Below are 22,431 nucleotides of genomic sequence, written 5' to 3'. Positions count from 1 at the left end.
GTGAGCCGGTCAGACTCAAGGGAGTGATTTTTCTGTCCCTTTTTCGATTACAGAGGAAATCCGGTTGTGTTGTCAATACCAGGAAATTTATATAAACGTTTGTTTAAAAAAAGAGATCGCCCGTTGGGATTTCACAAAATAGCTGCATTTTTGAAATAAACAATGGTAACGTGTCCGGATAAACTGCTGTGATGCACGGAGGCAATAATGTCGGAAATAATTCAGGAAAAGCGCCGATTTCCCCGTAAGTCCATGGAAAAAACTGCAGAAGTACTGGATAACGACACGGGCCTGTCTCTGGGGGTGCTGGAGGATGTGTCCAAGGGGGGATTCAGTCTGTTGACGGATCAGGGTATCCGTCCTTCGGAACTCCGGAAAGTGACTTTACTCCTTCCAGGGCCTCAGGCAGGCTCCCAGGACAGTGCCGGTCAGAGCAACACATATAAAGTGTCCATGGTGGCAGAATGTGTCTGGTGTCAGGCAGTGAGTGAAAGGGCTGATTTTGCTGCCGGATTTGTTTTGCGGGATATCGAAGATCAGGACGAAGTGGCTCTTAATTATTATATTCGTGACTATCAGGTGGCGGTTGTGCCAGAAGACTGATCTTCTGGCACAGGGCGTATTTTAATGGCCTGCTGTTTCTTTCTGGATTTTAGGCAGAAATTGTCGTAAGTCCGAGAGGCTCCTAGTCCGGAATGGGCAGGTTCAGCGTTTCTTTCAGTTCTTCCATCACGATATAGCTTTTGGACTCCCTTACTCCGGGCAGCTTGAGCAGAATATCCCCAAGCAGTTCACGGTAGGAGGCCATCTCTGAAATACGAGCTTTGACCAGATAATCAAAATGCCCGGATACCAGATGGCATTCAAGAACGTTGGGCAGTTTTGTGACCGCTTTTCGAAAATCGTCAAAAATATCCGCCGACTTGGTGTAGAGGCTGATTTCCACGAACACCAGCAAACCGGCCTGAAGGTACTTCGGGTTCAGTCGTGCTGAATAACCCTGGATAATGCCTTCACGCTCCAGACGTTTCACCCTTTCCATGCAGGGAGTAGTGCTGAGCCCGACTCTGTCGGCAAGATCCACATAGGAAATGCGCCCCTGTTCCTGCAGAGTTCGAAGTATGTTGCGGTCGATCCGATCCAGCTGGCGGACGACTTCTTTTCGGCTTCTCATGATTTCAGCTGTATTCTGACGTTTGTGCGTTCTTTTGTGAGAGCGTTCCGGTCATTGTCTGATTGATCCGACTTTGAGGGAACATTACGAACGCAATGGCATAAGAGATTATAAGGCTTGTGTTCACAGTGTATGCCACGTGCGCCGCTCGGAGCCTGTGACGTCAGTGTGAAGAGATTGGAAAGCCTCTGGCTGACGCAGGTTAGGGTACGGGGAATAAATCTGCAAGTGAGCATTACTAATATCTTTCATCAGGGTTTGTCGCAAAGCCATTTTCATTCCGGGTGTTTTTATGGAAAATGCGCGGGCTTTTGCTTGCCCCAAGGGGTTAAAAGTATCCTCAGGGACGGTTCCCTGTTCTTTCTTATCCGGGCTGGAGATAACTATTGATGATGACCGCATCTGGCTCCCCGAAATCCTCCCCTGTCCCTTCTCCTGTGAAGGGTCGTTCTGGTAATGAAGTTCTGGTCAGAATTGACCGGGTCACCAAAATGTTTGATGACATGGTGGCGGTAGACGATGTCAGCCTGAACATTCGCAAGGGGGAAATTTTTGCTCTGCTGGGTGGTTCGGGTTCGGGCAAGTCGACGCTGCTGAGAATGCTGGCGGGGTTTGAAACACCTTCTGAAGGGGCTATTTATCTGGATGGCCTGGATATTACCCGGCTGCCTCCGTATATGCGTCCTATCAATATGATGTTTCAGTCATACGCGCTGTTTCCCCATATGACGGTGGAGCAGAATGTGGCTTTTGGACTGAAACAGGACCGCCTGCCCAAAGAGGTGATTGCCCAGCGGGTGGATGAGATGCTGAAAATGGTGCATATGGAAAAATATGCACGGCGCAAACCTCACCAGTTGTCCGGTGGCCAGCGCCAGAGGGTAGCCCTGGCCAGAAGCCTGGCCAAGCGACCGAAACTGTTGCTGCTGGATGAACCCATGGGGGCGCTGGATAAGAAACTGCGCAGCCGGATGCAGCTGGAAGTGGTGGATATTATCGAGGAAGTGGGCGTCACCTGCATTATGGTGACCCATGACCAGGAAGAGGCCATGACCATGGCTGAGCGCATTGGGATTATGGATGCCGGCTGGATTGTCCAGGTGGGTACACCGGTGGATATCTATGAAAACCCCAATAGCCGGATGACTGCTGAGTTCATCGGTTCCGTCAATATGTTTGAAGGGGAAATTACCGAGGAAGAGGCGGATCATGTGGTGATTCGCTCGCCACGGATTGAGAAGCCCATTTATATTGGCCACGGTATCACTGCTCCCCTGGAGGATCGAAAGGTCTGGGTTGCAGTGCGTCCCGAGAAAACCCAGGTGACCAGAGAAAGGCCTGAGGGGGATTTCAACTGGAGCAAGGGGGTGGTTCATGATATCGCCTATCTGGGGGGACGCTCGGTGTATTACATCAAACTGCCATCGGGTATGACGGTTCAATCCAATATGGCCAATATTATCCGAACGGCCGATAACCCCACCTGGGACGATGAGGTTTACATCAGCTGGGATGACGACAGTGGCGTGGTGTTGAACAGCTGATTCGTTCTTTTCCTGGGTTGTTTTTCTGGGTTGTTTTCGGGCTCCTCCATTCTGGAGGTGCCATTTTGTGTTTTTGCGAAGTAGACCTCTTCCGGGCTTTTTCTAAGGAAGAGGAGCTCTTTAAAAGACGGTCTCTGTAAAAGAGTATGGGTTGAAATCATGTCTGTTTTTTCGCTGAAAGGTCGCTCTGCCTCTCATGGTAGTGCCAGAAGCGACCTGGAGAGTGTGAATGCCTTCAAGGAACTCTGGGGACGCCGCCTGGTGATTGGCGTCCCCTATCTCTGGCTGCTGCTGTTTTTTCTGGTGCCCTTCCTGATTGTTGTCAAAATCAGTTTTTCCATGGCGGATATCGCCATACCGCCCTATACCCCCATCGTTGAGTATTTTGATGAGGTGCTGTCGTTCAACCTGAATCTGGGCAATTACTTTTTTCTGTTTGATGATGAACTGTATTTTCAGGCCTACCTGACCTCTATCCGTCTGGCGATGGTGTCCACTTTTTTCTGTCTTCTTCTGGGATATCCCATGGCTTACGCCATGTCCAGGGCTTCGGGGAGACGACAGAGCCTGCTGTTGATGCTGGTTTTACTGCCTTCATGGACTTCCTTTCTGATACGCATCTATGCCTGGATGGGCATACTGAAAAACAACGGGTTGCTGAATAATTTACTGATGTGGAGTGGGGTCGTTGATCAGCCACTGCATATCCTCAATACAAACATTGCCGTCTACATTGGCATTGTGTACGCCTATTTGCCGTTTATGGTGTTGCCCATTTACGCCAACCTCACCCAGCTGGACCGCTCCCTGCTGGAAGCTTCCAGTGACCTTGGCTGTCGTCCCTGGCAGACGTTTGTCCGGGTGACGCTGCCTTTGTCGAAAGCCGGGATTATTGCCGGGTGCATGCTGGTCTTTATTCCGGCGGTGGGTGAATACGTTATCCCTGAGCTGCTGGGGGGGCCGGAAAGCCTGATGATCGGCAAAGTGCTGTGGCAGGAGTTCTTCAATAATCGGGACTGGCCCCTGGCGGGTTCTCTGGCCATGATCATGTTGTTGATCCTGTGTCTGCCGATTGCTTTCTTTAATCGTCAGCAGGCACGGCAGATGGAGGCTGAACTACGATGAGCCGAATCGTCGAAAAGGCAAGGTTGGCCAGGCGGATCAACAAGCCGGGTTTCTCCGGCATCATGCTGGTGGCAGGGCTGATCTTCCTCTATCTGCCCATGTTCATTCTGGTGTTTTATTCGTTCAATGCTTCCCGGTTGGTGACCGTTTGGGCGGGCTTCTCTACCCACTGGTATGTAGAGCTGTTCCGGGATCAGCAGCTGATGGGGGCGGTCTGGATGAGCCTCCGGATTGCCTTTTATAACGCTTCCATGGCGGTGGTGCTGGGCACCATGTCGGCGTTTATGCTGGCCCGTTTTGGCCAGTTTCGGGGGCGGACGGCCTTCAGCAGTATGCTGACAGCACCACTGGTTATGCCGGATGTGATCACTGGGTTGTCGTTGCTGCTGCTGTTTGTCACTCTGGCGGATCTGATTGGCTGGCCCATGGAGAGGGGCATGCTGACCATCTGGATTGCCCATGTGACCTTTTCCACGGCCTATGTTGCGGTTGTGGTAGGAGCACGGTTGAGGGAAGTGGACCGCTCCATTGAAGAGGCGGCCATGGATCTGGGGGCTACGCCTCTGAAAACCTTTTTTCTGATCACCATCCCCACCATAGCGCCTTCCCTGGCAGCCGGGTGGCTACTGGCTTTTACCCTGTCACTGGATGACCTGGTGATTGCCAGTTTTGTATCGGGACCCGGCTCTACCACGTTGCCCATGGTAGTGTTCTCCTCGGTTCGTCTAGGGGTCTCTCCGAAAATCAATGCCCTGGCAACCCTGATTATCCTGGTGGTTTCCCTGGCGGCCCTCATCGGGTGGTGGCTGATGCGACGGGCAGAAAGAGAGCGGAAAGCCAATCTGGAGCGGCTGAGTGGTGGTTGATGGATTTTCCTCAGGTTTTTTTACAGGCTTCTCAGGGTACGGAGGCCTGTGTCAGGGTTAAGTATGGCTTGATTCCTGAGGTTGATGGGTGTAGAAATACATCATGACGGTTCAGTCATCGAGCGGGTGTCGTATAATGGCTATTACCCCAGCTTCCCAAGCTGGAGACGTGGGTTCGATTCCCATCACCCGCTCCATTTAAACTATTCCATCCCTGCTACATAAACCCCTGAATCCGGTTTGATAAAGGCTGGACTACCTTCTACGCTTCCTGAATCGTTGTATCGGTTGTAAAACCCAACTCTGCTCGGATTGTCTGGCTTGAATAAAGCGCCTTTTTTAATCAGGAAAACGCAGCATTTTCAGAAACTGGGGCCAACTCCATGGTTCGCGGTGAGCTGCACTGTCCGCTTATGGCTGCTTATTGTAAAAAAGAGTGTAATAAAGAGCCTGCCTTCCCGTTTTTTGGGGGTAAATGGGGTGAACTCCCTTTTTCGTTTGTCATGCCCCTTTATGGTATGTCTGTTGTTTATTTCCGGATGTTCCGGTTTGACGCTTCCGTTGGTGGAGAAGATTGGTTTATGCGGGACGGGCCATGACAGGCACTTCTGCTCCCAGCCGGGGCAGCCTGGAGCTTATGGGTTGGAGCGCTTGAAGAGTGATATGGACAATGAGGGAGCCAAGTGTAACCGAAACGGGGTCAGCTTTTACTGCACAGACCCCTCTACGGAGAATCAGCCTTCCGCCATTGATATAGAGTCTCGCCGGAATGAAGAAAGGCGGGCTTTGCCTATTGAACTCAGAATGCCTCCAGGAAGCTGATTCAGCTTCGAGGAGCGGGCTCCGTTCCCGGCTTTAAATGAGCTGCAGTGCTATTCAGTGCATGATCAACAGTGCAATTCGTTGAGGCATTCATGGTGCCCCCAATGTGTTTTACGGGAACCCGGTTAAGGTTACAGAGCAACTGATAGGGGATGGTGTCAGAGTGCATGGCAATTTCTGAAACCGGTAATCCACCGCCCCAGAGGGTTGCCTTGTCTCCCAGCTGAACTCCGGGAGCATCGGTCAGGTCCACCGTTAACATATCCATGGAAACCCGACCAATCAAAGGCACCCTGTGTCCGTTCACCAATACGGGGGTGTCATTGCCTGCATGGCGTGGATAACCATCGGCATAACCCATGGCAATGACGCCGATACGGGTTGGGCGATTCGCTGTCCATACACTGCCATAACCGACGGAGCTGCCTGCAGGCACTTCTTTAATGCTGATCAGGGCTGAGTTCAACTCCATTACCGGCTGAATCTGCTGATCGATGGGATGGGGCTCATTGAAGGGGGATACACCGTAGAGCAGCAGACCTGGCCGGTTCCATTCCCCCCGGGCTCCAGGCAGGGTAATCAGGCCTGCAGAGTTGCAGAAGCTGCGTTCTCCAGGCAGGCCCAGAGTATATTCCTCAAACGTTTCCAGCTGCTGTTGAGCATGACGGGTATCCGGTTCATCGGCACAGGCAAAATGGCTCATCAACACCAGGTCATTAATTGAGGGCAAGTCATTCAAGGCAAGCCAGGCGTTGCGATAGTCTGAGGGTGAAAAGCCGACTCTTCCCATGCCGGAATCCATTTTCAGCCAGGCCCGGATGCCTCTTTTCAAGGAGTGCTTCTTGAGAAGGTCGATCTGCTGCTGATGATGAACCACAGTATCCAGGCGATACTCCTCGATCACCCTGAGTTCGGAAGGCTCAAAAAAACCTTCCAGCAGCAGAATGGGTTGCTGGATACCGGCTTCCCGCAGTTCAAGGGCTTCTTCAATACAGGCGACGGCAAAACCATCGGCAATGTCCGCCAGTGCGCTGGCACAAAGGGTTGCTCCGTGGCTGTAAGCGTCTGCTTTGACCACAGCCATTATTCTGCCATTGCCTGACAATGTCTTTGCCAGCTGGTAGTTATGACGCAGTGCATCAAGATTTATGGTCGCATTCGCTGGTCGGCCCATTCGGTTCGAGATTCCCCCAAAAATGCAGATTAAGGAGCGGCATCCTATCACCTCATAACCATCTGCTCTTTATGTGTTTATCGAAATATTGTTAGTGAATAAATAATACCCTTTGAAGGTATATGTACATAGTTTTCATTTCATATTGTTATCAAATTCGGTGCAAAAAAACGGCCTACACTTTCTCTCGTTTCTCAACAGGAGACGGTGATGATCTTTTGCGAAGGTCTGGAACACCCGGAGGCGCCGGTTTTGATGGCAGATGGTCAGTGGCTGGTGGCCCAGATGATGATGGGAACCGGCTGTGTCAGCCGTATCAATGGGGAGGGCAGCAAAGTCATAACGGTAAAAGAAACCGGTCGGCCTAACGGCCTTCTGGTCAGCGAAGATGGAAGTATCTGGGTGGCGGAAAGCTGGGAACCTTCGTTGATTAAAATCACGCCTGAATCGCTTTGGAGTACCCACGGTTGTGTGGCTGAACGCTGCAGTGCCAGAGTGGTGGCCAGAGGGGCCAATGGCCAATCATTCCTCTGGCCCAATGACCTGGTTTTTGGCCCTGATGGCGCGATTTATATGACCGACTCCGGCCTCAGGGTCAATGAGCTTTTGACCGCTTCGGGCCTGGACCCTCAAGCCTGGAAAGGTTTCATGTCAGGGCGTCTTTACCGGATTGATCCGGTCACTGAAACGGTTGAGTGCCTGGACAGTGGTTTTCGTTTTCTCAATGGGCTGGCGTTTGGGCCTGACCGCTGTTTGTATGTGGCTGAAACCGTGACAGGGAGGATCTATCGATACGAGTTTACCGATTCACTTCAGGTGAGCAGCAGAACGGTGTTTGCTGAAGTGACTGACCCGTCAGGCCCCAGTCGTGTAGTCGGGCCAGATGGCATGGCTTTTGACGAACAGGGCACTTTGTATATTGCCCTATTCGGTCAGGGGCATATAGCCACTGTTGACCCGTGCGGCAGGGTCCGGCGGGATCTGGTAACCCGCGGGTCATGCCCAACCAATGTCGCCTTTGGTCCAAAGGGTAGCCATAGACTGTATGTTACGGAATATCAGAGGGGCCGCATTGAAATGCTGGAGGTTCCCTGTGATGGTTTTGACAGCGCTCTCCTTCAATCCCCCTGAGTGATTTTTGTCTTACTGCATCCATTTCTCTGACTACACTGTATAGGGTTCGATAGATCATGGATTTTTTAGAATATTCCGGCGGGGACCAAACAGAATGGGTTGCAAAAGTGCCTGGAAAGGAATCTTGATTTTCCGCTGAGTGTAATCAAACCGCTGCCTGGGAGAATAATCATGATGGCGCTATTTGCCCCGCCTGCCCACCAGAGACCGGTTGATGCAAATGAGGTTGATGCTACCTACAGGCAGCTGCGCAGGCAGGTTCTGCTGGGTGTGATTGTCGGATATGCGGCCTACTACCTGATTCGGAAAAACTTTGCCCTGGTTATGCCCGAACTGATTGAACAGGGGTTCAGCAAGTCTGAGTTGGGGTTTGCTCTGTCGGCGGTTTCCTTTGCTTATGGTTTCAGCAAATTCCTGATGGGAAACCTGTCCGACCGAAGTGATGCCCGGAAGTTTATGACCATCGGGCTCTGTCTCTCTGCGGTTACCATGATCGTTATTGGCGTTGTGCCGCTGGCGACGGCTACAGTATCCGCAATGTTTGTGCTGCTCTTTCTGAATGGATGGTTTCAGGGTATGGGCTATCCTGCTGGCAGCCGTGTCATGACACACTGGTTTTCGGTCAGGGAGCGGGGGGTTAAATGGGCGTACTGGAATACCTCTCACAACCTGGGGGCAGGGCTGGTGGGGCCTCTTGCTATTTTTGCGGTGTTTCTGTTTCATGACTGGCATGCCCAGCTCTGGTTTCATGGGGTTCTGGCACTCTGTCTTGCGGGATGCACCTGGATGTTACTGAGGGATACACCTCAGTCCTGTGGCTTGCCCAGCATTGAAGACTGGACGGGTGATCAACTGAAGTCTTACGATCCCCGGCGCCATGAACAGGAAATGACCGGCCGACAGATTTTTTTCCAATATGTCCTGAACAGTCGCCTGCTCTGGTATCTCTCCCTGGCCAACGTTTTTGTCTATCTGGTTCGGTACGGTGTGCTCGATTGGGCGCCCACCTATCTGAAAGAGGCCAAAGGGTTTTCCATGACCCAGAGTGGCTGGGCTTACTTTCTGTTTGAGTTTGCCGGTATTCCAGGCATTCTTCTGGCGGGGTGGGTCAGCGATCGTTACTTCCGGGGTTGTCGTGCACCGGTCAGCATTATCATGATGCTGATGGTCTGTGTGGCCGTTGTTGTTTATTGGCAGAACCCCGCGGGCAACCCCCTGATTGATAATCTCTGTCTGATCTTTGTGGGTTTTCTGATCTACGGGCCGGTGGTGCTGGTTGGGTTGCAGGCTGCAGACTCGGTGCCCAAAAAAGCGACGGGTACAGCAACCGGGTTGACGGGATTATTTGGTTATCTGGGAGGCGCCCTGTTTGCCAATATTGCCATGGGCCTGGTTGTGGATCAGTTTGGCTGGAGCGGTGGATTTACCCTGGTTCTCACCGCCTGTGCACTGGCCGTCCTTTTTCTTTGCATGACTCTGGGGCAGGAGAGGGAGGATAAGTCAGGCTTGTATCAGTAAACAAAGTCGGGATTGACAATTAATTCAGTTGAATTAGTATTAAATCACCTGAATTAATGCCAATAAAAAGAAGAAAATAATGGATCCTGTATTATCCCTCATCAATGAGCGGCCCACTGCTGCAGAAGCTATTCATCCAGCAAGACAGTCCAGTGCCTTCCGGATAAACGACTTTATTTATATGTCTTCGGGTACGTCCAATAGCTACATGGTCGTGACGGAAGAGGGAAGGGTCATCATTAATACCGGCATGGGGTTTGAGTCTCTTGTGCACAAACGGGTTTTTGATGAAGTATGCCCCGGGCCAACCCCTTATATCCTGTTAACCCAGGGGCATGTGGATCATGTGGGTGGGGTGAAGACATTCCGAGAACCTCACACCCGGCTGGTTGCCCAGAGTTCTCTGCCGGAATGCCAGGCGGATGATGAGCGCATTCATGACCGGCGCAGTGCCCAGAGTTACATCTGGTTCAGTGACATCATTGATGATGCCATGACCTTGATGGATCAACACCCTGAGCTGTTTGAGCAGGATCGCCCGGTGGCGGATATCAGCTTTGATGATCACTATGCTTTCAGTCTGGGAGGCATTGATTTTGAACTGATATCGACGCCGGGAGGGGAAACCATCGACAGCTGTGCGGTATGGTTGCCTCAGCACCGTATTTTGTTCAGTGGTAATGTGTTTGGCCCCCTGTTCCCTCACTTTCCTAATTTCAACACCATCCGGGGTGATAAATACCGGGACGTTGGTCGTTATCTGGAATCCCTGAAAACCATCCAGAGCCTGCAGCCTTCCCTGCTGATCACCGGCCATGGAGAGCCTGTTCGTGGGGAGGGCCTGATTCAGAAATGCCTGACCCGGTTGCACGATGCCGTGGACTACGTGCATCGGGAGACATTGGCGGGCATTGCCAAAGGCAAAGGTATTCATCAGCTGATGCGTGAAATTACCCTGCCAACCGAGCTTAAAGTGGGGCAGGGCTATGGTCGTGTAGCCTGGTGTGTTCGAACCATCTGGGAGCAGTATATGGGGTGGTTCCGGGCAGAAAGGACGTCGGAGCTATACCCGACACCGGTCAGTGAACTGTACCCGGATATTGTCCGCCTGACCGGTGTTCCGGCACTGCTTGAACTGGGTAAAGCCAGGCTTCAGGCGGGAGAGCTGGAAAGCGCCCTGATTCTGGCGGAAATGTTGTTGAAAGCAGAGCCTGAAGACCCCCAGGTGCTAGTCCTATGTCTTGAAGTTCATGAAAAGCTGCTGAAGGTACCGGAAGATGCGGACAATTTCTGGCTGGGGGGGTGGCTGCGTTATCAGGTTGCTGATTTACAAAGTCGGCTGGAAGAGGTTGAAAGCAGGGAAGGCTCCATGGCTTCTGGTGATATGGGGCCAGAAACGGTGTTCAATAAGCTTCCATCGTTGTTTATTCCGGCGGCGGCAAAGAACGTCGATACCGTTCTGCTGTTCAATATCACGGGCAGCAGCCCAGAGGGTGGCAAGGGGAGCATGTGGCACCTGGGTATTCATGGTGGAGCACTTACGGTTGAGAGGGGAGGACATGAACGTCAAGACTGCACCATCACGATGGATGGGGAGGACTTTGTTCGCCTGTTCTGCGGCAAACTGAACCCCATCAAGGCCCTGATGTTGGGAAAGCTGAAAGTGGAGGGGGATCGCAAGCAGGCAAGGGTACTGGATACCTGTTTCAGAAAGCTGGACGCTCCGGTGAGCGGGCAGCCTGCAAGGGCTACAGAAAACCGTGCAGAAAAGCCCAGGCTGGATAAACCCCGGGATATTATTTTCGATGACCTTGCTGCTCCCAGAAGAACCCTGTTGCAGAAGCTGGCTTTACGGGCTTCAGGAAGCCGCTCGGGAGAGATGACTCTGGAAGGGGTGTTGGGGGCTGCCAGGGCGCAAACCGGTTTAAGCGACTTTGGGGAAGAGGGTTTTAAAGAGCGGTTGCAGCTCTTGCTGGATGAGTACAACGGCGATAGAGGGTTGACGGGCCTTGGGCGCAATCAGCTTTACAATGATACGGTCCGTTATGCCAGCAACCGTTTATTGATCCAGGATAAAATGAAATCGACTCCGGGGCTCAGTGAAGAAAAACTGGAACTCCCCCTCATTGTTGCCGGGCTGCCCCGGTCCGGGACCACTCATCTGGTGAACCTGCTGGCATCGGATCAACGGTTTGCCTCTTTGCCCCTCTGGTTGTCCCAGGAGCCTTTTCATATCAAGGGTAAGCACAGGGCTGGGTTTGCCCTGAAATCTGCCGCAAAACTGATGGCCATGCTCACCGGCTCTGAGCACCGGAGTAACAGTGACCCCCGCTATCTGCGCAGCAGTCTCCGCTGGTCTGCCATGCAGTTGATGGCTCCCGCCATTGCGGCCATGCACCCCATGAATCCCGATCATATCCATGAAGAGCTGGAATTGATGGCGCCGGATTTTGCCTCCTACCACTTTGAGTGGACATCCTGCGTTCCCCGCTATCGTGACCACTATCTGAATAACAGTCAGTTGCCCCATTACCACTACATGAAAAACGTGTTGAAACTTCTGCAGCTGGAACGTAATGAGAGCAAACCCTGGGTCCTGAAGTGCCCTCAGCATATGGAGCAGCTGCCGGTGCTAAAAGAGACGTTTCCCGATGCCTCGCTGGTGGTAACCCACCGGGACCCTGTGGCGGTCATCCAGTCCGCTGCCACCATGGTGACTTATCCACAGCGGATGATGAGGCGGGACATCAACCCGAAAGCGGTCATTGAATACTGGACAGACCGGGTTGAGACGTTACTGAGAACCTGTGTGGAGGAGCGGGCCACCTGGAACCAGCAGCAAAGCATGGATGTCCTGTTCCATGAATTCATGGCAGGCGATATGGCAACCATTGCCCGAATTTATGAGATGGCTGAGATTGAGCTGACCCCTACCGCCCGAAGGCAGATGAATGATTTCATCAAAGCTCATCCCCGGGGAAAGCATGGCAGAGTCGTCTATAACCTGAAGGAGAATTTTGGCGTTGCCAGTGAGGAGATTCGCGAACGATTTGATTTCTATTACAACGCTTACCCGGTAAAAGCTGAAGTATAAGGGGGCTGGGAAGCCAGCGGTAACAAGAACAAAAATAATAATGGAACGTTCTATGAATGAGACAACCCTTCAGTTTGGCATTCTGGGGGCGGCCCGGATCGCTCCCTTTGCACTGATCCGACAGCTGCGCCAGGTGGATGGTGCCCGGGTGCTGGCTGTGGCAGAGGAATACCAGGAGGAAGCCGCCCTGGAGAAATACGCAAAGAAACACGGTATTCCCCGGACTTACCGGAGCTTTGATGCCTTGCTGGAAGACCCGGATATTCACGCAGTCTACATACCCTTGCCAATCAGCCTCCATGCCCAGTGGGTGATCAGGGCGATTCAGGCTGGCAAACATGTATTGTGTGAAAAACCCATGTGCGCCAATGCTATAGAGGCCCAGGCGGTTCATGATGTGGCGGTGGCCAGTGACTGTGTGGTGGCTGAAGCCATGCACCTCCGTTATCACCCTCTGGTTGGCCGAGTCAAAGAGATCATTGACAGTGGTGAGCTTGGAGCTCTGAAAAAGATTGAGTCCAATTTCAGCTGCTACCTCCCGTTTGATGATTTTCGTTTTAATTATGCCCTGGGCGGTGGCGGCATGATGGACATGGGTTGTTACCCCATCAGTTTTATTCGTGCCGTGATCGGCATTGAACCGAAGGTGGTTGATGCACAGGCCGGTGTTTATAACCACCACATTGACCGGTGGATGCGCTCTCACCTTGATTTTGGGGAGGGCTGTAAAGGGGAGTTCTTTGTGGGAATGCGAACGTTTCGTTCGTTGCTCAGTGTGTCCATGGAGATTATTGGGGAAAAGGGGAGGCTTTCACTGAATAATTTCATCAAGCCGGAAATCCATCATCGGCTGGTGGTCAATACCGATCGAATGAAGCGTCGGGAAAAAGTTTATGGGGGCTCAACCTACCAGACTCAGCTGGAAGCGTTTATTGCCGCGGTTCGAGGCGAAGGGAAGATGCTTACCTCGACGGAAGAGGCACTGAACAACCAGAAGGTGATTGACGCTATTTACCAAAAGGCCGGACTGCCCCTGAGAGGTCAGATTTCCGACAGCCTCCTGGCTCAACAACAATAAAAAACCGATTGGAGGACACAATCATGGGCGATCGATCAATGAAAGATAAAGTCTGCATGATTACCGGAGCGACCAGCGGTATTGGCCGCAGCCTGGCCATAGAGCTTTCCCGGCTGGGTGCCCGGGTCGTGATCGTAGGGCGCAGCCTGGAAAAGTGCCAGGCCGTTCGACAGGAGATTATTGAACTGGGTGGGTTGGAGCCGGTTATCCTGCAGTGTGATCTTGGTTCTCTGTCCCAGGTGGAAAAGACGGCTGATGCCTTTCTGGCGATGGACCTGCCACTGCATGTCCTGATCAATAATGCCGGAGCGGTGAATCAGTCCAGACAGGAAACGGAAGATGGCCTGGAACAGACGATAGCCGTCAGTTATTTTGCCGGGTTTAAATTGACGGCGCTGTTACTGGATAAACTCAAAAGCAGTGGTCAGGCCCGTATCCTCAACATCACTTCCAACAGCTACCCCTTGGGTAAACTGGATTTTGACAATCTCAATTTTGACAGAAAATACGGTCCGATGCGGGCCTACAGTACCTCAAAGCTGGCCATGATCCAGTTCTCCCGGAGGCTGGCCAGGCATCTCGAAGGCACGGACGTGACGGTGAATGCCGTACATCCGGGCATGATCTACACCAATATTGGCATTAGCAACAACACCGGCTGGCTGGCCAGGGCTTCCAATTTTGTCTGGAAAATGATTGCAGAGCCCTTGGAAGAAGCTCACAAAACCACGCTTTATGCGGCGGTTTCAAGAGAGCTGGAGGGGGTGTCCGGACAGTACATTGCCAACTCGGCAGTCGCGAAATTACATACAAAGGCACTGTGTGACAATACTTCGGAAAAACTCTGGAAAGTCAGCCAGACCATTACCGGTACTGCTTATCCCTGATCGGGGAGTCTGTGCGATAATCCTTGCCGTGAACATGGGATAACCAATAGTAAAAAGGCTTTGTTTTGAGTGTTGTTGAATTATCGGCCAAAGATCGCCTGGTGCAATCAGCGGAACAGCTGTTTGCGGAAAAAGGTCTGGAGGGGGCTTCGTTAAGGGAGATCAGCATCCATGCCGGTCAGAAAAATACCAGTGCCGTACAGTATCACTTCAGGAATAAAGAGGGGCTGATTGCCGCTATCTGGCAGAAGCACGCCCGGCAGATTGACCAGGAAAGAACCCGGATGCTGGCACAGTCTGGCGACGCCAGGGACCTCAGATCCCTGGTGGAACTGCTGATCCTGCCGGTGGCGAACAAACTCTATGATGAGGACGGAGGCCGGTACTATATCCAGGTGATGTCCCATTTGATCAGCTATTCCGGCAAAAACATGCTGGAGCTTTATGAGCATGTCATAGAGCCCTCAACCCAGAGTGTTCTGGTTGCCCTGGAACCTTACGCAGAGCATCTGAGCGAAGCGGATAAAACGGCCCGTAAGTTGTTGGTTTCCGGCTTGTTGTTTCACTCTCTGGCTGACTACATTCGCCTCAGTGATTGCCAGGCCCGGTTGACTGAAAATCTGAGGGAATCGGACATGATTCGAAACCTGGTCAGTATGATCATCGCGGCGATTAAGGCGGACTGAAAACTGAACTACCACTGACCAATGACGCCTTCAAAGGGCTTCTGCCCTCACCCAAACCCTCTCCCAAAGGGAGAGGGATTTAAAGGTTTCTCTCTTTCCAAGTGGGAGAGGTTTTTAAGGGGTTGCACTCTAAGACCCCCTCTCCCTTTGGGAGAGGGCTGGGGTGAGGGGAAACAGTGAAGGGTTCAGGGCAGAGACATGAAGATCAACTGCCAAAGCCACGGTATAACCTATGCGGGTCTGCCAGACATAGCCGGGGGCTTACCTGATGATTAATAAAAATAACAAGGAAGACAACCATGAGTGGATGCAGTGAACAACAGATTAAAGAGGCCATGGCGGCTTATGTTGATGGTATCAGTGCCGGTGATCTGGATCAGGTGCTGACACTGTTTGCCGAAGATGCTGTGGTGGAAGACCCGGTAGGCAGTGATCCCCACAGGGGACATGAAGCGTTGCGCTGCTTCTATCAGTTTGCCATCAGCACGGTAGCCCGCATGGAACTGGATGGTGCGGTCAGAGCCCGGGAAAAGTGGGGGGCAGCAGCCATGAAGGCTTATCCCCGTGGTTCTGAGGGACGAATGGTGGTGGAAACCCTGGATGTGATGGAGTTCAACGACGAAGGAAAGATAACTCGTATGACCGCTTACTGGGGAAATGGAAATCTGAAATCACTGTAAAACGGATATTAAAAACAATAAAAAGGAAAAACGGCCATGAAGCGCTCTTCGGGGAGTTTATTATCTCTATTCATACTGATTTTTTTATCATTCAGCAGTGGCAGTTACGGGAAGAACTTGCCACCGGATAATCCATGGCTGGCGGACAGTGCTTATCCTGTATCTCATCATAATGCCGGGCAGACGGACAGCACCTGGGTGGATGGTCCCTCCATTGGCAAGAAGCTGGAACGCTCGGATGTTCAGACGGTTCCGGTACTGTGGAGCTCGGCCCCCACCTATAAAAAGATTGGCAGCGACACAGTTGTGATTGCCAGTAACCCCCTGGGGCTGATTAAAATCAAGGTGAATGACCGCGAGTTCAAACGAATCTCCGATGTTCCTTATCCCGGGAGGGAAGAGGTGCACCAGGAAGGCAGCTACGAAAAGATCAATCAGGCCATGGAATCCATTGATGCCGCCCGTAAAGCCGACTCAGACTGGAAAGTATTGCTGAACTCCTGGCTGATGTACTGGAGGCTGAACATCAATATGCGCACCATGCCTTCCGGTGCCTATTCGGTCATTGATAAAGACGGTTACCACTACACCAATTATGACCACCACTATCTGGTGAAGTCTTTTGATGGCAACCAGGCTGAACAGCCCCTGCTTCCGGTCAAATCCGCCAATATCGTGTCCCAGTTGCCCCCTGAAGATGCCGACCGGTTTGAGACGATTCTGGGGATATCCATGACCTGGGACGGTTATCTGGTGGCTGCAGCGACAGGAGGGATAATGGTGGTCGATCGCGAGCTTCAGGTAAAAGACCATGTGGTTTTGCCGGGGGAGTGGGTAGAGAACTCTGTTGCCGTGGATGAGGGCAACGGGATTTATGTGGTGACCTCACAGAAGCTGCATAAATTCGTCTGGACAGGAGAGAAAATTTCCCGAAACAAAGCCGATGGTGCCTGGAGCTCCCCTTACGATGTGAGGCCGGAAGGGGAGGCTCGCAGTATGGGAGCGGCCTCCCATGGTTCTGGAACAACACCTTCTCTGATGGGGTTCGGTGATGATGAAGACAAGCTGGTGATTATCTCCGATGGCAGTCCTGAAGGTGCCAGGGTTGTGGCCTTCTGGCGGGATAAGATTCCGGATGACTTTCAACAGAAGCCAGGGACGGCCTCTCGTCGTATTGCGGACCAGATCCCCCTGGACATCAGCAAGCTGACCATTGAGCCATCGCCTGCTATTTCGGGCTATGGGGTGCTGGTGATCAACAGCACCTACCCGGAACCTTCACCATTGTCCATGGACCTGTTATCCAATGCCTTTACTTCGGGAGCGACCAGGCCTGCACCAAGAGGGATTCAGAAATACCAGTGGTTGCCCGATGAGAATCGTTTTGTTGCCCGCTGGTCCATGGAGGATATCGACAATACGGACTGGATGCCTCCGGCAGTATCCACCAGTAATGGGCTGGTCTATATCGCCAATCGCGTGGATGATGTTTATGAATATCGGGCCGCGGATTGGGAAACTGGTGAGCTGAAGGCTGTCTGGTCTTTTCCGGATGACAGCCTGCTTTGGAATAACTGGGGCGGTATCACCGTGTTGCTTGAAAATGGTGACTTGCTTCTGGGCGGCTTTTTTGCGGTGAAACGATACCGGGTAGGTGATCTTCGATGAATCGAACATCACCTCCTGGTTTCGAGCTGTGCTTCCATTGATGTTCTGATGGCCTTTGCCAGGCTGCCTATGCCCGGTTTCCGGCTGGGTGGGAAAGGTATTGGACGACAGAGGCTCATAACCCGAAGGCCGATTCGGGCTGAGTACAGGCCCACGCCCAGCCCGCTGGCTGCCTGGCTGCTGATGACACCCAGCAGCCGATTGGAGGTGAAGTCCGCGAGCTGGTCCGATAGCAGTTCAGTGGCGCCCGCCAGGGTCATTTGCTCCAGAACCATTCTCATCAGTCGTGTTCTGGCGGCAAAGGAGGGGCGAATGCCGTATATCTGACAGATTTCGTCCACCATTTTCAGGCTTCTCCAGACTGCCAGAAGCATATCCACGGCGGCGAAAGGGCTCAGGGCCACCATCAGGGCGACTTGCTGGCTGTGCCGGGAAACCCTGGTCAATGCCTGCTGGTCCAGCTTTTCCAGCAAATGGGTGTCAATGTGGTGAAGCATCTCTGAGTCATCGTAGTAATCAGGCAGAGTGGTCAACACCTGTTCTAGCATTGTCTGCTGAGGTTTTCCCTGATAAAGCTCTCTTAAATTACCAAGCCACTGCGTGCAGTGCTCGCTACTGTGACTTTGCTGGTGTGCATCGGCCTGTTTCTGGAGCCAGACGACCTCCCGGAAATCGTGTTGGTAACGGTAAAATTCCAAAGCCGCTTTGCTGATCATTCCCGCAAGAAAAACGAGTAATGCCGTAAATACAGCAGCCAGCACCCAGTGTGTATTGAGCAGGAACCGGTAGAGCTCTATGGTTTGCCACAGTGCCAGAAGAAACACCAAAGTCGTCAATCCGGTGATGGCCTTGCCAAGGAAATGGAGAGGTTTCAGGGCCAGAGCCGGGGAATCAAGAATCTTGTCCTGGACTCCGTCGCTGATAGAGTCCGGTATGTTCAGGGTGTCCTGAGTATCCAGAGGGGTAAAGTAAGGGTCTTCTTTTGCAGCCCCTTTTTTAATCGATGACGGGTCGGTCATAGAAACTTGTCTCCCAACAGGTCATTGAGAATGCTGTCGATTCGAATATGAGGCAATCGTCGGCCATAGTCCAGCTGAAGCCCGGAAGGCGGCATGATACGACGAAGTTGCCATCGGTCCAGCCTTTCCCACTCTTCTTTCGTGGGTATTTGTTCAGGAATGGGTGGGTGGCTCAGAATGCCTGGACCGTCTTCCGTGACTCCCTGAAGGACGGCTTTTCCCTGGTGCTCGATGTAGGAGGTTGAGCGGACAGCGGCCACGGCCTCACAGCGGACATCAACATCATTGAAGGTGGCTCTGCGCTGAGCCTCCCTGACCAGTTCGGCGGTTAAATATCGGATGTTCTCATGCTGATCCGGGAGCACCTGGTCAATTTTGCTGGCAGCAAAGGTGACCCTTTCAATCCGGGGGCGGATCAGCTTTCGTATCAGGCTATTGCGGCCATATTCAAAGCTATGGAGAATCTGGGTCAGTGAATAGTGCAGATTATCCATGGCTTCCTCGCCTCTGCTCAGTCCCTGGAGCACATCAATCAGTACCAGTTGGCGGTCAACTTTCTGAAAAGTGTTCCGGTAAAAGGGTTTGACCCACTGATTCAGGTAATGGTGAAAGTGTTTCTGACAAATGTGCAGTGCTGAATTCTCGGCAGCCCGGTGGACCTGGTTTGCCGTCAGAGTATCCAGGTGAGGCAGGGGAATAAATGGGAACTGACTTTCCGCCCCCTCTTTTGAAGCATGGAGCAGTCTGCCGGGCTGGATCAGGGTAAGCCCCTGGCGCTGGCAGTGGTGAAGAAATTCCTGCTGTTGCAGCCATAAGCGGGTCAGAGAGTTCGGAGAGATGGGGGATAATGGATCCAGCTGGGCAATGTTCTGAATAAAGGGAAGGCGATGGGCAAGGTGGCTCTGGTTTTCAAAAATTTTCTGATACTGCCTGCACCACTGAAGGTAACTCATTTCCAGAAGGGGCAGATCCAGTAACCACTCTCCGGGATAGTCGCGGATTTCAAGGAATAGTCGCCCGGTTGATTTTCGGTGTTTTCGCAGTATTCCAGGCCGGGTTCGAAACTTGATCTCCAGAAGACAGCCTGATTCATCCCGGGTTGCTTCTGGCCAGTGCCCTGAACTAAGGGCTTTGTTTCCTTTCAGGTAAGGAAAAACAGGCAGCCCGGGCAAAGGAGAAACATTGACTCCCAGTAAACGGTTCTGAAGTGCAGGGGGAAATGCGGCCAGAGCGGCCTCAGGATAGTGGCGGAGTTGATGGATCAGGCTGGTGATCAGGGTTGTTTTGCCACTGCCGCTTAGGCCGGTGATTCCGAGGCAGATACGGCGGTCAGACAGACGGTCAAGGCTCTCCGACAGGCTCTGGCCTGCGGATTTTGCCAAAGACAGAGTTTGCTGGCCTTTGTGCTGGATGGATTGCTTCAGTTGTCGGCGTATGGAGGTCATGTAAAAGCCGGAACAGTGATCACTATCAACAATTCTCTATAAAGGTACGTTGTCTGCCACAGGAAAGGCAAGGTAGCATTCGGGCAGGTTTTATCTCTGCATAAAGAAGAAGTAACTCAAGGAATACAGTATGAACCGATTTGCCTTATCTCTGGTGGCTGTTTTTGCACTGATGTTAAGCGTTACCTCTGTCCAGGCCGCGCAGTGGAAAAAACTGGGTGAGCGAGTGGCCACAAAGAACCTGAACAAGGGTCAAATTGATGTAGGTATGTCCGATGGCCGTTTTGAGCAGCTTCAACTGCGAGTCAAGGGGGCTGGTGTTCACTTTAAAAAAGTAGAAGTGAACTATGCCCTTGGCCGAAGTGAAGAGCTGGATATCCGTAAGATGATCAATGACGGTGGCAAGTCCGATGCTCTCAAGCTTTCTGGCAAGGGAAGAGCCATAAAAAGCGTCGAGTTCTGGTATGAGACCCGCAGTGGCAAAGCGGCTACGGTCACTTTATGGGGTAGAAAATCCTGAGCCTTTGGAAAGGCGTTAAGCTTCCTTAACGCAACTGCCAGGTTTCAGAGGAGGCCAGGTAGCCATTGGTGTACAGCGTTGTCTCTATTGTGACAGAGCGGCGCCGTACGGTCAGCGTCCTGACCACTTCATTTAAAACACCGCCGGGACTGTATTCAACCGGCTTTTCCTGATCCCCTTTTGCCAGACGCTTTCTGGCTGAGCGATCACGATGATGGCCAGGAAGGGGCTCTGAAGGCAATGCAGTAACTTTATCTACCGGCTGGATAGATGGTAAGGGTTGTACCGGTCTTTCGGGGAGGGGTTGAACGGGCTTCAGGGGCTTCTCCGGTTCGGCTTTTCTGACAAAATACCGTTGCAGGAAAGTCAACTGATCAGACTCCACTTCAAGGAGTTCTATGTTGCCATCGGCTCCCCGGCTATCCATTCTGAGAAAACCATCCACCTGGTGAAGGCTGAACTTTTCTGAGTAGCGGGATTTTTTCTCAGGTATGTAAATGTCTGAGCGTACTGCTATGGAGCGGCGGCTGTCGCCTTCAACCGTCATATTAATTTCTGAATGGCTGAGCTTTTTCCGGGCATTGTTTTCACTGCCGGTGCACAGGGTTCTTTCTGTGGTTCCCTGCCAGTTTCCCTGAAGCCGTGACAAGAAGGTGTGCAACTTTTTTTGCTCAGACGTGGAAAGTGCTTCGGGTGGTTTGTAGTCAAAAATATCGTCGCCAGCCTGAATCGTTGGGGAAGGTTCGTAGCAGGTGATTGCAACGGCATGGCTGGACAGGGTAAGGCAACTGATGATCGCCAGAGACAGTAAATGAGTTTTGCTACGACTAAATCCAGTTTTCATACCACCTTGCTGCTCAATTCCGGATTTTCTTTGAAGACGGTTGTGATGATCAGGGGGAGTCTACTGTCGGGGGACTCAAGGGACAACACAAAAAAGGCCGGTGGTTCAAATGGATTGGGTTTCTGGGTGCCAGGTCCTGTTTTTATATTTGTCTTTCCATTGATTTTATTGGGGTTTTTGCCACTTGTGGCGGATTTTTAAAGTTTGTACATTCGGCCAGCAATTTGTACATCAACTAAACAATGAGATGTTTTATGGGGATTTGGAGTAAAACTACCATCGCTGCAGCAGCCCTGGTGACCGGCTTTTCTTCAGTAGCCAGTGCGGATTATCAGTACGGTTTTGGGAATGTCAGTATTAACCGGCTGGACTGGTCCAATGGGACTGAAGGCCGTTCTGGCAAAAAGGACTTTACTTTCCTGGAGCTTGAAGGTGGGGCAGGCTTTGACTGGGGAGAAGTCTATGGCTTTTTTGATCTGGAAAACCCCCATAAGCACAATGAAGAAGCGGATGGAGACGGTCGTCGCACGGCCATGAAAGGGACTATTCGCTACTATCTGGGTGAAACCGGTTTTAACCTGTATGGCCATATTTATGATGTCAGCTCCAAAGGGTTTGATGAGCAGAACCGGCTGGCAGGGGTGGGCTTTAACTATCAGAATGCCAACTTCTTCTGGAAACCTTTCCTTGCTATCAACAACACCAATGCCACCGGCTTCAGTGGTTTTAACGGGTATGTGGCAGGCTGGGTGCTCGGATACAACTTCAAGCTGGCAGGTCAGGACTTTATGATGACTAACTGGCATGAGTATGAGTTTGACCGTGATACTCAATACCATATGGACTTTGATGCCGCTGGTAAGCCTGTGGGCGGTACTGGGACCAAGTCTGGAACCAATGGGGCGGTAGCGTTGTGGTGGAATGCCAATGATAAAATCACTGCAGGAGTGCAGTACCGTTATGCCAATGACAAGCTGGGCTCAAACAGCTATCAGAATGCCATGGTTTATACCCTGAAATATAACTTGTAGTAGTTCAGACCTGATCTGACAGTCACCGATTTTTCAGAGGGTGTCTGTCAGGTCAAATTCAGGCTACAAATTTTTCCTTCCAGATCTCTTTGCCATCTATCAGAGTTTCCATTGGCGTTCTT

The 22,431-nt window shown here is 52.0% G+C and carries 20 protein-coding genes and 1 tRNA gene; 16 read left to right on the top strand and 5 right to left on the bottom strand.

Annotated elements, in window-relative coordinates; translation table 11 throughout:
• Positions 1 to 207: 207 nt before the first annotated feature.
• Positions 208 to 603 (top strand): PilZ domain-containing protein, encoded by a 396-nt coding sequence (locus ACNRUY_RS03140; protein WP_488110186.1) that lies wholly within the window; start codon positions 208 to 210, stop codon positions 601 to 603.
• A gap of 82 nt (positions 604 to 685) precedes the next feature.
• Here ACNRUY_RS03140 and lrp read toward each other — a convergent pair whose 3' ends face one another.
• Positions 686 to 1,174 (bottom strand): leucine-responsive transcriptional regulator Lrp, encoded by a 489-nt coding sequence (lrp, locus tag ACNRUY_RS03135; RefSeq protein WP_488110185.1) that lies wholly within the window; start codon positions 1,172 to 1,174, stop codon positions 686 to 688.
• A gap of 389 nt (positions 1,175 to 1,563) precedes the next feature.
• Between lrp and potA the strand changes: the two genes are divergently transcribed.
• From potA to ACNRUY_RS03110, 5 genes are all read left to right on the top strand, one after another.
• A complete protein-coding gene (potA, locus tag ACNRUY_RS03130) occupies positions 1,564 to 2,718 on the top strand; it encodes a polyamine ABC transporter ATP-binding protein (protein WP_488110184.1) in 1,155 nt (384 codons plus the stop codon).
• A 159-nt stretch (positions 2,719 to 2,877) separates the two neighbouring features.
• A complete protein-coding gene (locus ACNRUY_RS03125) occupies positions 2,878 to 3,843 on the top strand; it encodes an ABC transporter permease subunit (RefSeq protein ID WP_488110183.1) in 966 nt (321 codons plus the stop codon).
• Positions 3,844 to 3,905: 62 nt separating this feature from the next.
• On the top strand, positions 3,906 to 4,709 hold the full coding sequence (locus ACNRUY_RS03120; RefSeq protein WP_488110267.1) for an ABC transporter permease subunit: 804 nt from the start codon (positions 3,906 to 3,908) through the stop codon (positions 4,707 to 4,709).
• A 122-nt stretch (positions 4,710 to 4,831) separates the two neighbouring features.
• A tRNA-Gly gene (locus tag ACNRUY_RS03115) sits at positions 4,832 to 4,906 on the top strand.
• Between the two features lie 352 nt (positions 4,907 to 5,258).
• On the top strand, positions 5,259 to 5,531 hold the full coding sequence (locus ACNRUY_RS03110; RefSeq protein ID WP_488110182.1) for a hypothetical protein: 273 nt from the start codon (positions 5,259 to 5,261) through the stop codon (positions 5,529 to 5,531).
• Between the two features lies 1 nt (position 5,532).
• Here ACNRUY_RS03110 and alr read toward each other — a convergent pair whose 3' ends face one another.
• On the bottom strand, positions 5,533 to 6,705 hold the full coding sequence (gene alr, locus ACNRUY_RS03105; protein WP_488110181.1) for an alanine racemase: 1,173 nt from the start codon (positions 6,703 to 6,705) through the stop codon (positions 5,533 to 5,535).
• Positions 6,706 to 6,915: 210 nt separating this feature from the next.
• On the opposite strand from alr, the gene ACNRUY_RS03100 reads away from it, so the two are divergent.
• The 8 genes from ACNRUY_RS03100 (at position 6,916) to ACNRUY_RS03065 (ending at position 17,450) form a co-directional block, all read left to right on the top strand.
• Positions 6,916 to 7,836 carry an SMP-30/gluconolactonase/LRE family protein gene (locus tag ACNRUY_RS03100; protein ID WP_488110180.1) on the top strand — a complete coding sequence of 307 codons (921 nt, stop codon included), beginning with the start codon at positions 6,916 to 6,918 and terminating at the stop codon, positions 7,834 to 7,836.
• A gap of 174 nt (positions 7,837 to 8,010) precedes the next feature.
• The gene (pgtP, locus tag ACNRUY_RS03095; protein WP_488110179.1) at positions 8,011 to 9,357 is read left to right on the top strand and encodes a phosphoglycerate transporter protein PgtP; all 1,347 of its coding nucleotides are present in this window, start codon (positions 8,011 to 8,013) and stop codon (positions 9,355 to 9,357) included.
• Positions 9,358 to 9,436: 79 nt separating this feature from the next.
• Positions 9,437 to 12,451: a sulfotransferase gene (locus tag ACNRUY_RS03090; RefSeq protein ID WP_488110178.1), complete on the top strand. Its 3,015-nt coding sequence runs from the start codon at positions 9,437 to 9,439 to the stop codon at positions 12,449 to 12,451.
• A gap of 52 nt (positions 12,452 to 12,503) precedes the next feature.
• On the top strand, positions 12,504 to 13,529 hold the full coding sequence (locus ACNRUY_RS03085; protein WP_488110177.1) for a Gfo/Idh/MocA family protein: 1,026 nt from the start codon (positions 12,504 to 12,506) through the stop codon (positions 13,527 to 13,529).
• A 23-nt stretch (positions 13,530 to 13,552) separates the two neighbouring features.
• On the top strand, positions 13,553 to 14,416 hold the full coding sequence (locus tag ACNRUY_RS03080) for an SDR family oxidoreductase (RefSeq protein WP_488110176.1): 864 nt from the start codon (positions 13,553 to 13,555) through the stop codon (positions 14,414 to 14,416).
• A gap of 65 nt (positions 14,417 to 14,481) precedes the next feature.
• Entirely contained in the window at positions 14,482 to 15,102 is a 621-nt protein-coding gene (locus tag ACNRUY_RS03075) for a TetR/AcrR family transcriptional regulator (RefSeq protein ID WP_488110175.1), read from the top strand.
• Positions 15,103 to 15,401: 299 nt separating this feature from the next.
• Complete coding sequence (locus ACNRUY_RS03070) at positions 15,402 to 15,782, top strand: nuclear transport factor 2 family protein (RefSeq protein WP_488110174.1); 381 nt, start codon at positions 15,402 to 15,404, stop codon at positions 15,780 to 15,782.
• Positions 15,783 to 15,818: 36 nt separating this feature from the next.
• The gene (locus ACNRUY_RS03065) at positions 15,819 to 17,450 is read left to right on the top strand and encodes a hypothetical protein (RefSeq protein ID WP_488110173.1); all 1,632 of its coding nucleotides are present in this window, start codon (positions 15,819 to 15,821) and stop codon (positions 17,448 to 17,450) included.
• 8 nt (positions 17,451 to 17,458) lie between these two features.
• On the opposite strand, the gene ACNRUY_RS03060 is transcribed toward ACNRUY_RS03065, so the two are convergent.
• Together ACNRUY_RS03060 and ACNRUY_RS03055 are read right to left on the bottom strand one after the other, a co-directional pair.
• A complete protein-coding gene (locus ACNRUY_RS03060; protein ID WP_488110172.1) occupies positions 17,459 to 18,469 on the bottom strand; it encodes a TIGR01620 family protein in 1,011 nt (336 codons plus the stop codon).
• Positions 18,466 to 19,914, bottom strand: a complete 1,449-nt coding sequence (locus ACNRUY_RS03055; RefSeq protein ID WP_488110171.1) for a YcjX family protein — start codon at positions 19,912 to 19,914, stop codon at positions 18,466 to 18,468. The genes ACNRUY_RS03060 and ACNRUY_RS03055 overlap by 4 nt, the downstream gene beginning before the upstream one ends.
• A gap of 130 nt (positions 19,915 to 20,044) precedes the next feature.
• Here ACNRUY_RS03055 and ACNRUY_RS03050 point away from each other — a divergent pair, with 130 nt between their 5' ends.
• Positions 20,045 to 20,434 (top strand): DUF2541 family protein, encoded by a 390-nt coding sequence (locus tag ACNRUY_RS03050; protein ID WP_488110170.1) that lies wholly within the window; start codon positions 20,045 to 20,047, stop codon positions 20,432 to 20,434.
• A gap of 25 nt (positions 20,435 to 20,459) precedes the next feature.
• Here the strand turns inward: ACNRUY_RS03050 and ACNRUY_RS03045 are convergent, their stop codons facing one another.
• Positions 20,460 to 21,278 (bottom strand): hypothetical protein, encoded by an 819-nt coding sequence (locus ACNRUY_RS03045; RefSeq protein ID WP_488110169.1) that lies wholly within the window; start codon positions 21,276 to 21,278, stop codon positions 20,460 to 20,462.
• Between the two features lie 254 nt (positions 21,279 to 21,532).
• Between ACNRUY_RS03045 and ACNRUY_RS03040 the strand changes: the two genes are divergently transcribed.
• Entirely contained in the window at positions 21,533 to 22,309 is a 777-nt protein-coding gene (locus tag ACNRUY_RS03040; RefSeq protein ID WP_488110168.1) for an outer membrane protein OmpK, read from the top strand.
• Positions 22,310 to 22,431 lie beyond the last annotated feature (122 nt).

This window comes from Endozoicomonas sp. Z74 (assembly GCF_057680865.1).
The sequence above is the reverse complement of the archived record's forward strand: the minus strand, read 5'-3'. Positions and strand labels throughout refer to the sequence as shown.